Here is a 12,532-nt window from a genome sequence, read left to right as displayed (position 1 = left end):
ACTCACCTCGGCGCAGCGCTGACGTCCGGCCTGTTTCCCTGCTTTTCCTTGCCGGCCTGGACGTAGTGGCTGTTCTTGAGCAGCCAGCGTTTCTCCACGCAATGCCACATCAGTGCTGCCCCACAGAGCGTCAGGACCACCGTCGTCAGTAGGGCCAGCCAGGCATTGGCCTGGTAGGCGCCGAAATGGATCATCGTCTGCACTATGGGGAAGTGCAGGATGTACACGCCGTACGAGAAGTCGCCGAACTTGCAGAAGTTGCCCACATAGTTGTAGAGGGCAAAGAACACCACAACGATGCCCAGAGCAATGGGCCTGAGTGCCTCCACCTCGAACTGCAGGCGCACCAGGAAATAGATCCCCGCCGCGAGCACTAGCCATTTCACATGGCGCTCGAAGAACGGCAGCAGGTAGTAGATCGCTGCACCTGCAATGAAGAACCTGAGTTGTCCGGGCAGCTGTTTCTCCAGCTGAAAGTACATGCCGCGCCCTGTGCTTTCATGCAGGTGGAACATGATGAGCGAATAGACCGTCGAGGCGATGAACAGGGTCAGCAGTACGCGTACACGGCCCACACGACGGCACAGCCAGACTATGATCGGGACGCTCAGGTAGAACATCACCTCGATCTTGATGGTCCAGAGTGCGCCGTTCACCGCCGTCAGGCGGTGCTCGGTGAACACGCCGGGCAGGTCTGGTTGGAGGAAATTGAGAAAGCCCAGATTGAAGCCGAGGTAGCGAACGAATTCGCTCGACAGGAAATACTCGGCCAGCGAGCGCTCGCTGATGCTCGACAGCAATATCGCCGCCAGGGCCACCGAGACGACGTAGGCGGGGTAGATGCGCCGCGCGCGTTTCTCGAAGTAATCGGAGAGCGAGCGCGATTTCTCATAGCTCATGAAGATCAGGAAGCCGCTGATCACAAAGAACGACTCGATGGCAATCTTGCCCGACAGCAGGGTATCGATGATGCCCAGTTCGCTGGTGCCTGACAGTTCGTGGGCGTGTAGTAGGCAGACGGCCAGCGCCAGCAGCAAGCGTATCAGATCGAAATTGTTCTGACGCAGGCGCGGGCTAATGATCTTCATGGGTGTCGGTCACTCGACTGGTCTAACGGCCATCTTGCCAGAGGCTTGTGCTGGCTTCTTGCTGAACAGCTTCTTGCCCAAGTTATTGGCTGCGTTCATCAACGGCGCTTCGATCAGGCGGAAGCCTACGAGACCATAGATCATGACCGCCGAGAACATGATCACGAGGAAGGCAATATTGCCGAACAGGCTGGTGGAGGCCAGTCCGAACATCACCCACAGCTTGCCGATCACCCCGATCACCAGGAGATGCGCCAGGTAGGTGGTGTAGGAGCTGTCGCCAATAGCGACCATCAGTGGCGGAACGCTCAGCTTGTCGCGGCGCTCTAGAAGTGTGGCGCCGATGGTCAGCAGACCGAACAGCGTGCCCAGGCTGAATACGCGAATCAGCCCCTCACCACGGAACATGTCTAGGTTGTAGCCCACTGGTACTCCAATCAGTGGTACGAACAACAGCATGCCAACGGCGGCCTTAGTGGGTACCCGTTCGCTCAGAGGGCTGAAGTAGAATAGGGCGATAAGGCTGCCCATGACGAACTCGATCGCATAGGGGTGCAGGATCAGGCGCAGCATAGGGCCCAGACTGAGCACGTCGATGGTCAGATTAGCGAGGATGATCAGGCCGGCCCAGCCGAGCAGAATCCAGGGCAGGTAGCGCTCGCGGAAGAACATGAACGCGGTGAAGACAAGGTAGAACCACATCTCGAAGATCAACGACCAGGCCACCATCACCAGCGGTAGGGTTTTGTCCGGCACCAGAAAGAAGGATTTCCATAAATTCGGTTCGCCATGGGTATTGTTGAACCATTGTGGCATCACCAAAAAAACCGCCAGTGTTATGAAGAAGTACACCCAATAAGGAGGGTAGATGCGTGCAACCCGGGCATAAGCGAACTTGAGGATTTCGCGCTGCACCTGAAAGCGCCCGCGTGAAACCATGACCATGATGAAACCGCTGACAACGAAGAACCAATCAATAAACAGTTGGTTGAAGTCCTTTATTGCCAGTGGCAATAAAGTGGCGCCAGCATATTGCTCTTCTGCAAACGTCATGTGGCCAATGACGACTCCGGTCAGGCCAATACAACGAAATGCCTGCAGAGTATTCAACTTGGACATGACAGGCTCCTGATGCTCTAAATTTCGCAGGTAAGTTGCTAAGGTAATGCTGGCAGAAAAATGGCATCAATATTTTGGCAGATGTTGTGGGGGCTGTTCTATTGACGTTTTACGTGCGGTGCGGGAGGCATCATGCCATCATGCTGGACGCGCTGGCAAGCGGGCCCTGCCGCGCCGTTTGGCGTTCTTGGCGATTTGAATGATCACGCTGGTTAGTCCGGTGGCGAAGTTGAACTTAATGGGCATTGGTGTGCGCTAATGGGACTGTATTCGATTATGGAGTCATCAATGGTTCGATTCGTAAATTCGAGGACATTGCTTATGTTCATTTTTGCCATGTCGCCACTTTTCTCTGCCTTGAGCTACGCAGCGGACGAAGACATCGTAAGAATTCTCATAAAGAAGTATGGTAGAGACACTTACACCTCGATGGATGACCTTCTCTATATCAGAACCTCCAACTGCCTCGAGCCTGCTTATAGCGAAAATGCAGTTCTTTTTTATATACCTTACTCTGATGACAACAAACTGCAGTTCAGTAATCAGGTGGAGTGCAAGGTGCTAGAGGTTTATGACCGCGGGGCGCACTATAGTCGGGAAGGACGCTAGCGAAGCGAAAAGCTCGCCAGAAGGCGTAATGCTGCTTGCTTAAGAGTTTTGGCCTTGGCGGGGGCTTTCCCGAAAATGCAAGACCAGGTTTCTGGCATCGGATTTTTATGTCTTGCCGACAGTAGCTGCTCGATTTATGGATAGCCTGAAGTGGACATACGTTTTTGGCTAACCTCCGCACCTGCTGATTTTGTAAGTCGCCTTTGATAGATAACACCCAGATCCGACGCATTTCATTCTCTTTTTCGCTGCCGCGAGCTCCTCGCAGCAGGCGTCTTCCGCATTGCAAGCGCACCTTCCCCTCGTTGGCCAACAAATATCGGTGAGCCATTCACAAATTCGACGGGGCAAAGAGAGTGACTATCTGTGCCGCATTTCTCAGCAGGCGACTGAAGTTGAGGGACGTGGTCTCTCGTTGGCAATACGTTCCAGGCTCAAGCCCGAAAACTGGCGCAGGATGGCTGTTCCGTACAGCGCCTCCTCCATCGCTGGATCGATATAACCGAACCAATTCTGCATCGGGTGTACACGTAGCGCAGGTACCAGCGATAGGCCGGGCGGCCACTTTCACCCTTGGTGATTGTGGGGGATCGATCAGGGCAATCACCTCTTCCATGGTACTACCTGATCCATCTCGATTAGGGTCAGTTCTTTGCGAGCCTGCATGGGCTTAGCGGCGTGTTCGGCATCGGCAAAGAGCATCTGCTTCATCGGGAAGCGCGGGTACTGGGGTTGGTGTCTTTCACCAGAAGCGGAAAATATTCTTCAGGAAAACCCTAGGGTTTCGCGCCGGCTGCGCTCAGCCAGTCGAGAGTCTCTGTGGTCGGTAAGAGCATCGGAAGCAGAGCTTCGAGTATTTGCCGTGGCGCGGTGTGAGCACCTTTGCGCTACCTGCTTCAGATTCAGCGGTCTTAGGGGCGGCGCGACCAGTCTTCGGCGTCGCGCTCTTTGGTAGAGGCTGGCCAGTTGGTATTACGGATCACTGCTTTCTAGGTGCCAGAGTGGGCGGGGTGACAATATGCACTCCGAGATGTGCTCGGTACGGGACTGTACCGAAACTCTAACTCGGGAACATCTGATTGCGGGTTTAGGGAGTTCCAAAGCCCGTAACGGCTTGATGTAGATGGTGCCGGCACCAGGAGTCGAACCCGGGACCTACTGATTACAAGTCAGTGGCACACACCTTTTATTCACAGCCTGTATGGAAAATATTTCCATGCAAGAGTTATTTTAAATGCCTGAATTAGCTAGGTATTCGCGTAATTGCTGGCTTTCGGCAGCGAATATACGCGCTGTTCAATAAGTAGTCAAATTCCTACCCCAGGCCTACCCCAAGCGCTATAATCCTACCCCAAGCCTACCCCAGAAACGGTCAGGATTTTGGTATGAATGCACGCGCAGCTATGAATGAGCACACCCTCAAACGGCTCAAGTTTGATCCGCAAAAAGGCCGTACAGAATACCTTGATCCCCCGACGTCCGGTCACGGTACATTTGGGGTCAGGGTCAACAAAACATGCAAAAGTTTCATCTGGCTATACAGCTTTCACGGCGCTTCACGGCGCCTGACCATCGGGCAATATCCCGATTTGTCACTCGCCGAGGCGCGCGCCAAGGCCGCACAGGCCGCTGAACTGCTCAAGCAGGGGATCGATCCCGGGCAAAAGAAGATTGTCGAGTTGGTCGAGTACCGTACGAGCCCGACTTTTGAGGAGGCCGTTGAAAGCTATCTGGACTGGGCCCGGGCCAACAAGAAGTCGTGGCGTGAGGATGAGCGCATGCTGCGCACTGAGTTTGTGCCCCACCTGGGCAGGGCCAAAATTGGTGATGTCAGGCGCAAACAGGTGGTGGCGTTGCTTGATGACAAGGCCAAGACCGCCCCGGTGCAGGCCAACCGTCTGTTGGCTGTGATCCGCAAAATGTTCAACTTCTGCGTCGAGCGCGAGATTCTCGATGCCACACCTTTGGTACAGATCAAGAAGGTGGCCAAGGAAACGCCGCGCGAACGCAGTCTTAACCGTCACGAACTGGTTTGGTTCCTGCACCAGTTGGCAGGAGCCTCGCTTACTCAAAGCACGCGCTTTGCTCTGTTGCTGAGTCTGATGCTGGCGCAGCGCTCCGGGCGCATCGTGGCCATGCGCTGGGTCGACTTTGACCTCGAAGACCGGATCTGGGATCGCAGTGGCAAGTTCGAGAAGAACAACAACCCCATTGCCATCCCGCTCTCGGACGATGTGTTGAGCATTCTGAAATATCTGCGCGAGCAGCAGATCCAGAAAGTGATGTCGAATGACCCTGAGCGCTGGATGGATAGTAAAAAGCTGCCCGGTCCTGGGCAGTATGTGTTTCCAGGGCGGTGGCCTACCAAGCCGCAGACTCAACCGTCTCTCAACCGCGCGATGCGCCGCTTCTACGATGACTATGTGAAGGATCCGGAGCGCGTTGAAGAGGAGAGCCTGTTGCGTGTCGCGGACGGCTATCCGCGGCCTACGGTGCACGATTTGCGCCGCACCGCGACTACGCACATGTCAAAGCATGGCTTGGGTAAGGAGGTGCGCAGTCGCATTCTCAACCACAAGGATCTGTCGGTGGACGCAATCTATGATCGCTATGCGTACTTTGACGAGAAGGCTGCGGCCCTCAACGAGTGGCATGCCTTTTTGAAAGGGCTGCTGCGCAAGGAGTTTGGTGACGTGGATTGGGTAGGGTTCTACGGGCGGCGCATGGAGGCCTCTGCACCAGATGATGAGGGGGAATAAAGCTATGTCCTGAGCAGCCTCGCTGCTGCGGGCGATCAGGGGTCGTTGATCAATCATTAGCCCGAGCCGCCTCCCTCCCCTGATTCCAGGCTGGTGGCGTGGGGGAGGGCGGTATTGCCAGCGTAATCTGTCTCACTGGTGCGTAGGATTTTCAGTCCTACTGTCTACACATTTAATTTCTCCAGCTTCATGATCGTAGTCGGTGTGGCCGACCTACAGGCAAGGTCAGCTACGAGCTGAGATCATAAGCTGTGGTAGTCGACTATGGCCGGCATCCAGTCTGATGCGGCAGGCTCAAAGCATCCAGTAGCGGGCATTGGCTCTATCTCCGATGCAACCCGGTGCAGAAAAGGGCGCGGCTAGGAAGTGGCCATTTGCCATGAATCTGGATAGTCTCGTACCCGTACTATGGCTAAGGATAATGTTGTAGTGGCTTGTTGCCATATTGCCCGGTGGTATGGGCTGAGGAGAGGGAATTGAGGATAACGAATCCGCCCCAGGCAAGGGACCTGATGGCGACCGCACGAAGTTTTGGTAACTACGACCTAGCGGCAGCTCTCGCGGACTTAATCGACAATAGCATCAAGGCCAAGGCCTCTCGGGTGGATATCTCGTTCGAGCCCGAGGAGAGTGATGTTGTCGTAAGGATCCGTGACGACGGGACTGGCATGGACTTGGAGACGCTAAAGATCGCCATGCGCCCCGCCAGTGCCAATCCACAGGATGAGCGGGAGCCCGACGATCTTGGAAGATTTGGCTGGGGACTGCTCGGTACTGGCCAAGGTCTTCGCCGCATTTGGTAATCGCCTACTCGAGCAGAACGTCAGGACGTACCTGCAGGCAAAGACCGGTGTCAACAAAGGCATTCTGCGCACCATCGCGGAAGAGCCCGGGATGTTCTTTGCGTACAACAATGGCGTAACGGCTACGGCGTCCTCCGTACAGACGCGAAGGCTCCCCAGCGGTGCATTGGCTATTTCCCACATCAAGGATTTCCAAGTTGTAAACGGAGGGCAAACCACTGCGTCTCTGCTCTATGCTCGCGATGGTTTGGGCAGGAACCTTGATCATGTTTACGTTCAGGTCAAGCTGTCCGTAGTGGAGGAGGATCGGTTAGCCGATGTGGTTCCCCGAATCTCCGAATACGCCAACACACAAAACAAGGTTTCGCTGGCTGATCTTGCCTCTAACAGTCCGGTACAGATCCGAATTGAACGCTTCTCCAAAGAGGTGTCCGTTCCCCAGAAAGCGGGCGAGCTTCACAGCAGCAAATGGTTCTATGAACGTGCTAGAGGCCAGTACAAGAATCTCTTCTCGTACAAGACGCCGTCTGAGCGCAAGAAGCTTGAGTTGATGTATCCCAAGACACGTCTCGTGACAAAGACCGACCTTGCGAAGTACGAGCTTTCCTTCGATGGGCGCCCCCAACATGTCAGTGAGGGCGCCCAGAAATGCTTCAACCGCTACACGACATCGGTGCTCGCGAAGCTCGGAGATGGATCCTCGCTCAGTGAAACCTGGTTCCGTCGGGCCATGGCTAAAGCATTGCTCTTCATTGACCTTGATGAAGCCGTGCAGAACTCGTCGTGGTACCAAGCAGACCGAGGCTATAAAGCTCAAATTGTCACGTACACGATTGCAGCCTGCGCTGACGGGTTCCGAGCAAAGGCCCAGCAGTTGGATCTGGATAGGATATGGCGAGAGCAGAGTGTTCCCTCAGCACTGCTTGGATGGATGCTAGAGCAGGCCCGTCTGGTGGCAGACATTCTGAGATCCCCGCCGGACAATGTCAGGAACATCTCAGAGTTCGCCAAGCGGGATTTCTGCTGGGAGCAGTATGTGAGGGGCAAGGTTGGCGTACCAAGCGAAACCGCCGCCCAGTTTGGTGTTTCGATCGAGGAATACTGTGACGAAGCACGACAGGGAAGCCGCGAAGGAGCCATGAATCTCGAGGTTGACTTCGATGTTGCCCTGTTTGGCTTGGTGCCCCGCGCGAACGACATCATCACCCAGGCGCAGAAGAATGGGATTGCATCACCCAAGAACATTAGTGCCTTGACCAAGATTGCTTCCGGCCGTCTGAACCTGTCCAAAGGAGAAAAGACAGCTTTGAAGTACCTGTTGGAACGATTGGAGATCGAATGCTGAGCAGAGACTGGCTCAGGTCATCGCGAGGTGCTCGCTGGGGCTGGCTGGTCGGAGAGGTTGGGCCAGGCCAGTGAATGGTAAAGCGGCGAAATCTTATGATTTACGCCGCTTGGTCATTTCAGTTCGTCGCTGAGCGCTCTGTCAGGCTCAACACTTTCTTGACGTCGCGAGCTGCGAGATCTGAATCGCCCCTAGTTTCGTAGACACCTCCAAGCCTCATAATGAGGCCCATCAGGAGGTGCCATGAGCAACCAGCGTTACCCCGAAGAATTCAAGATCGAAGCGGTCAAGCACATCACTGAGCGCGGCTTGCGTGTTGCCGATGTGGCAGAGCGTCTAGGTGTGTCCGCGCATAGCCTGTACGCCTGGGTAAAGCGCTACAGCAAGCCCCAAGTACAGCGGCAGCAGGTAGATGATCAGCAAGCCGAACTGCGTCGTTTGCGCGCTGAACTCAAGCGAGTGACCGAAGAGCGAGACATCCTAAAAAAGGCCGCCGCGTACTTTGCCAAGGAGTCCGGCTGAAGTACGCCGTTATCAGCAAGCTGTCGGTGGAGTACCCGGTGCGGCGCCTCTGCCAGACCCTCCAGGTACATCCCAGCGGTTACTACGCCTGGCTGGCCGAGCCGAAATCTGCACGCGCCAAGGAGGATCAGCGTCTGCTCGGATTGATCAAGCATGCCTGGTTGGAAAGCGGCGGGGTCTACGGCTACCGCAAGATCCACGACGACCTGCGTGAGCTGGGCGAGTCTTGTGGTCGGCACCGCGTGGCTCGCCTGATGCGGGGAGAGGGACTGCGCTCGCAGACCGGTTATCGTCGGCGCCCCGGGTACTATGGTGGCAAGCCGACTGTGGCCTCGCCCAACCGTCTGGAGCGGAAGTTCAACGTCAGTGAACCGAACAAGGTCTGGGTCACCGACATCACTTACATCCGCACCTATGAGGGTTGGTTGTACTTGGTGGTGGTACTGGATCTGTTTTCGCGCCAAGTGATTGGCTGGTCGATGAAGCCACCCGCGCCTTCTTCCACTCGGCGTAGACGTAGGGTTGCACCGGCAAGGGGCGCAGCGCCAGACGATCCAGAGCCTCGAAGGCCGAGTGCCGGGAGCCCGGCAGCTTGCGAAACGGGCGGCGATTGAGCCGCTCCAGCAACACGGAGATGGCGCTGTTGAGTTCATCCAAGGAGAAGAACTGACGGTTGCGCAGGGCCGCGAGGATCCAGCGCTCGACCACCTGCACGCCGACTTCGGCCTTGGCCTTGTCGCGCGGCTTACGCGCCCGCGCCGGCACCACCGCCACTCCGTAGTGCTCGGCAAGGTCGCGGTAGCTGGGGTTGATGTCCGGCTCGTAACGATGGGCCTTGCTTACCGCGCTGCGCAGGTTGTCCGGCACCACGATCTCCGGCACGCCGCCGAGGAAGGCGAAGCAACGGGTATGCGAGCCTAGCCAGTCCGGCAGCTGCTGCGACCAGGTGGCTTCGGCGAAGGTGTAGCTGGACGCGCCAAGCACCGCGACGAACACCTGCGCCCGGCGGATCTCGCCGCTGTGGCGGTCGATAACCGGCACCGTCTGCCCGGCGTAGTCGACGAACAACTTCTCGCCGACGCGATGCTCCTGGCGCATCACCACGTCCAGCTTGCCCTGCCAGGCCCGGTAGTGCTCGCAGAACCAGCTGTACTGAAAACCCTGCGGCTGGTTCAGGCGGTACTCCTGCCAGAGCAGCGCCAGGGTCACGCCGGGGCGACGCAGCTCGGCATGCACCCAAGACCAATCAGGCAGCGGTCGTTGTTCGGAGGGTACCGCCGGCGGTGGCGGGAACAGCTGCTGCTCCAGTTCGGAATCGGACAACGAACAGGGCCAGGCTAGACCGCTGGCGGCAAAGCGGTTGAGGTAATCGCCGACGGTGACACGACCGACCTGCACACTGACTGCAATCTGGCGAGCCGATAGCCCGACCTCGAACTTGAGACGAAGTACTTCGCGAATCTTACGCATGGATAAACGCTCCACGACGACCTCTCTGCTTCGAAAAAGAGGTCGATGGTAGTGAAGAAATCCTGCGTTACTGCCTGCCCGGTTGAGTGGCCGGATGGCCGTGGAATCAGTGGCCGGATCACCGTGGAATCGGTGGTCAGATGCTTATGGAATGGGTGGCCAGATGACCGTGGAATCCGCACTATACCTAGTGAGAGGCTATGAACCAGCTGTTCCTTTGGACTTCGATTCTGCGGCCCGACGGAGCGTCCCGAATGAGTTGTCTCAAACCGGGAAGCGAATCTTGCGTTGTTTTCGGTAGCTGCTGCTCAGTTTTGAAGTCAGCGCGACTTCTAGCTCTTTCGCCGCCATATTCCCGGCCGCCTTTCCGCTCTGGTTCTACCCGATCACTCTCCTGCTGACTAGAGTGCTACTCCTAGGTTGGCAAATCGGGCTCGTTTGGATTTTCGGCACGTTGGCCTTTCGTGATGGCTACCTGCGTATCGGGCTATGAACGGTTGGGCCGGTGGGGCACTGGTGGCATTTGGGTTCCAGAAGATCTTCGCGCGCTGAGACGCCTGAGCAGTTCAAGGTCGTCGTGTAATCCTGACGCGTAACCTGCAGGCGACGTTGCGCAATCGAGAGCGAACCCAGTTCGCTCTCGAGATCGCCGCCGAAACGGGGTTAGAGCACCGACCAATCCTTGATGATCGGCGCGTGATAGGCATCTACGGCGTAGCGTCTGCTCGCCAGTGGACGTTACGCCGTGCTCGATGACGGTAAGGGATTCAGCCTAATGCCGTGAACCCCATCATCGAACAACGACTCGGGCAGCAAATTGCAGTGACCCATGCGCCATGGCAGAGTGTTCTGGGAGATTAGTCGGTCGCAAGGCTGAGATGTAGAGTCGAAGCATACTGGTGAAAACCAAGTGAACCTCGTAGCCCTCTAGATTGTCTCGAGTTTGTCCAAGTTATCGCGATGCAGATGGCCGGGCTCGAACATGTTGGCATCTCTCCTTCAGCGATAGGCGATGGCGCTGTAATCCAGGCTGATCCGGGTACCGGATTTGCCCTGGACGATGGCCTCGATATTTTCCAGCGAGCCGATCACCGCCGTGCTGCCAGTGTTGCGGGCGAACTCGCAGGCGGCTTGCACCTTCGGCCCCATGGAGCCGGCGGCAAAGCCGAGTTTGTCCAGCTCGTCGGGGTGAGCTTCGGCGATGGATTTCTGCGTCGGCTTGCCCCAGTCGATATAGGTGGCGTCGACGTCGGTGGCGATTACCAGCAGGTCGGCGTTGAGCTGTTCGGCGAGCAGTGACGAGCACAGATCCTTGTCGATCACCGCCTCCACGCCATGCAATTTGTTGCCGTCGTACATGGTGGGAATACCGCCGCCACCGGCGCAGATCACCACGCTGCCTTTTTCCAGCAGCCATTTGATCGGGCGAATTTCGAAGATGCGTTGTGGCCGTGGGCTGGCCACGACGCGGCGGAACTTGTCACCGTCCGGGGCGATGCTCCAGCCTTTCTCGGCGGCCAGGCGTTCGGCTTCTTCCTTGGCGTAGACCGGGCCTATAGGTTTGGTTGGTTTCTTGAACGCTGGATCGGCGCTGTCCACTTCGACCTGGGTGAGGATGGTGGCGAAGGGCACCTCGAACGGCAGCAGGTTGCCCAGCTCCTGCTCGATCATGTAGCCGATCATGCCTTCAGTTTCGGCGCCGAGTACATCCAGCGGGTAAGGATTGGCGGCGTCGAAGGCATTGCCCTGCAGGGCCAGCAGGCCGACTTGTGGGCCGTTGCCGTGAGCGATCACCAGCTCGTTTCCGCCTGCAACCTTGGCTATCTGCTCACAGGCGATACGTACATTTTCACGCTGGTTTTCCGCGGTCATGGCTTCGCCGCGACGAAGCAGGGCGTTGCCGCCCAGGGCGATGACGAGTCGCATGATGGTTGCTCCTTGTTCTCGTTCGTAGCCCGGATGCAATCCGGGGATGGCGAGGGGGCGATTGCCCCGGATTGCATCCGGGCTACGGTTTAGATGTCGGCCAGGGTCGCGACCAGAATCGCCTTGATGGTGTGCATGCGGTTTTCCGCCTGCTCGAAGGCGATGTTCCATGGCGACTCGAAGACGTCCTCGGTCACTTCGATGCCGTTCTTCAGGTGCGGATACTGTTCGGCGATCTGCTTGCCGACCTTGGTTTCGCTGTTGTGGAAGGCCGGCAGGCAGTGCATGAACTTCACCCGCGGGTTGCCGGCGGCCTTCATGATTTCGGCGTTGACTTGGTACGGCAGCAGTTCCTGGATGCGTTCACCCCAGGCTTCCACCGGCTCGCCCATCGACACCCAGACGTCGGTGTGGACGAAGTCGACGCCCTTGACCGCTTCCTTCGGGTCTTCAGTGAGCAGCAGGCGGGCGCCGCTTTCCTCGGCGAATTTCTTGCAGGCGGCGACATGTTCGGCGCTCGGCCACAGCGCCTTGGGCGCGGCGATGCGCACGTCCATGCCGAGCTTGGCGCCGATCAGCAGCAGCGAGTTGCCCATGTTGTTGCGCGCATCGCCGAGGTAGGCGTAGGCGATGTCGTGCAGCGGCTTGTCGCTGTGCTCGCGCATGGTCAGCACGTCGGCGAGCATCTGCGTGGGGTGGTACTCGTCGGTCAGACCGTTGAACACCGGCACGCCGGCGTAGGTGGCCAGTTCCTCGACAATCTCCTGCTTGAAGCCGCGATACTCGATGGCGTCGTACATGCGTCCGAGCACGCGAGCGGTGTCCTTCATCGACTCCTTGTGACCGATCTGCGAGGAGCCGGGGTCGATGTAGGTGACGTTGGCGCCCTGG

Annotated in this window: 7 protein-coding genes and 4 pseudogenes; 5 read left to right on the top strand and 6 right to left on the bottom strand. The window is 57.3% G+C overall.

The window, feature by feature from the left end:
* Positions 1 to 2 precede the first annotated feature (2 nt).
* From CXP40_RS22950 to CXP40_RS24065, 3 genes and pseudogenes are all read right to left on the bottom strand, one after another.
* Complete coding sequence (locus CXP40_RS22950) at positions 3 to 1,088, bottom strand: acyltransferase (protein ID WP_106735606.1); 1,086 nt, start codon at positions 1,086 to 1,088, stop codon at positions 3 to 5.
* A 9-nt stretch (positions 1,089 to 1,097) separates the two neighbouring features.
* Complete coding sequence (locus CXP40_RS22945; protein WP_106735605.1) at positions 1,098 to 2,207, bottom strand: acyltransferase; 1,110 nt, start codon at positions 2,205 to 2,207, stop codon at positions 1,098 to 1,100.
* Between the two features lie 988 nt (positions 2,208 to 3,195).
* Positions 3,196 to 3,527, bottom strand: a pseudogene (locus tag CXP40_RS24065) (transposase); the annotation flags it as partial.
* A 674-nt stretch (positions 3,528 to 4,201) separates the two neighbouring features.
* On the opposite strand from CXP40_RS24065, the gene CXP40_RS22930 reads away from it, so the two are divergent.
* The 4 genes and pseudogenes from CXP40_RS22930 to CXP40_RS22915 form a co-directional block, all read left to right on the top strand.
* Positions 4,202 to 5,575: a site-specific integrase gene (locus CXP40_RS22930; RefSeq protein WP_106735603.1), complete on the top strand. Its 1,374-nt coding sequence runs from the start codon at positions 4,202 to 4,204 to the stop codon at positions 5,573 to 5,575.
* 512 nt (positions 5,576 to 6,087) lie between these two features.
* Complete coding sequence (locus CXP40_RS24320) at positions 6,088 to 6,378, top strand: ATP-binding protein (protein ID WP_125835804.1); 291 nt, start codon at positions 6,088 to 6,090, stop codon at positions 6,376 to 6,378.
* Entirely contained in the window at positions 6,320 to 7,723 is a 1,404-nt protein-coding gene (locus CXP40_RS22920) for an AIPR family protein (RefSeq protein ID WP_157831708.1), read from the top strand. The genes CXP40_RS24320 and CXP40_RS22920 overlap by 59 nt, the downstream gene beginning before the upstream one ends.
* A 243-nt stretch (positions 7,724 to 7,966) precedes the next feature.
* A pseudogene (locus CXP40_RS22915) lies at positions 7,967 to 8,733 on the top strand (IS3 family transposase); the annotation flags it as partial.
* On the opposite strand, the pseudogene istA reads toward CXP40_RS22915, so the two are convergent.
* A pseudogene (istA, locus tag CXP40_RS22910) lies at positions 8,732 to 9,715 on the bottom strand (IS21 family transposase); the annotation flags it as partial. The pseudogenes CXP40_RS22915 and istA overlap by 2 nt on opposite strands.
* A gap of 567 nt (positions 9,716 to 10,282) precedes the next feature.
* On the opposite strand from istA, the pseudogene CXP40_RS24060 reads away from it, so the two are divergent.
* A pseudogene (locus CXP40_RS24060) lies at positions 10,283 to 10,592 on the top strand (DUF3363 domain-containing protein); the annotation flags it as partial.
* Positions 10,593 to 10,714: 122 nt separating this feature from the next.
* Here CXP40_RS24060 and arcC read toward each other — a convergent pair.
* On the bottom strand, positions 10,715 to 11,641 hold the full coding sequence (gene arcC, locus CXP40_RS22900; protein ID WP_038664471.1) for a carbamate kinase: 927 nt from the start codon (positions 11,639 to 11,641) through the stop codon (positions 10,715 to 10,717).
* 89 nt (positions 11,642 to 11,730) lie between these two features.
* The coding region (gene argF, locus CXP40_RS22895) for an ornithine carbamoyltransferase (protein ID WP_106735602.1) at positions 11,731 to 12,532 on the bottom strand (802 nt) is incomplete at its 5' end.

The organism is Pseudomonas sp. YY-1, from assembly GCF_002843095.1.
Classification (GTDB): Bacteria; Pseudomonadota; Gammaproteobacteria; order Pseudomonadales; family Pseudomonadaceae; genus Aquipseudomonas; species Aquipseudomonas sediminis_A.
This window is presented reverse-complemented; position numbering and strand designations above follow the sequence as displayed.

What these genes read in the sequence shown, in the direction of transcription:
- CXP40_RS22950 (WP_106735606.1), bottom strand. Translation starts at nt 1,088, where the DNA reads ATGAAGATCATTAGCCCGCGCCTGCGTCAGAACAATTTCGATCTGATA.
- CXP40_RS22945 (WP_106735605.1), bottom strand. Translation starts at nt 2,207, where the DNA reads ATGTCCAAGTTGAATACTCTGCAGGCATTTCGTTGTATTGGCCTGACC.
- arcC (WP_038664471.1), bottom strand. Translation starts at nt 11,641, where the DNA reads ATGCGACTCGTCATCGCCCTGGGCGGCAACGCCCTGCTTCGTCGCGGC.
- CXP40_RS22930 (WP_106735603.1), top strand. Translation starts at nt 4,202, where the DNA reads ATGAATGCACGCGCAGCTATGAATGAGCACACCCTCAAACGGCTCAAG.
- CXP40_RS24320 (WP_125835804.1), top strand. Translation starts at nt 6,088, where the DNA reads ATGGCGACCGCACGAAGTTTTGGTAACTACGACCTAGCGGCAGCTCTC.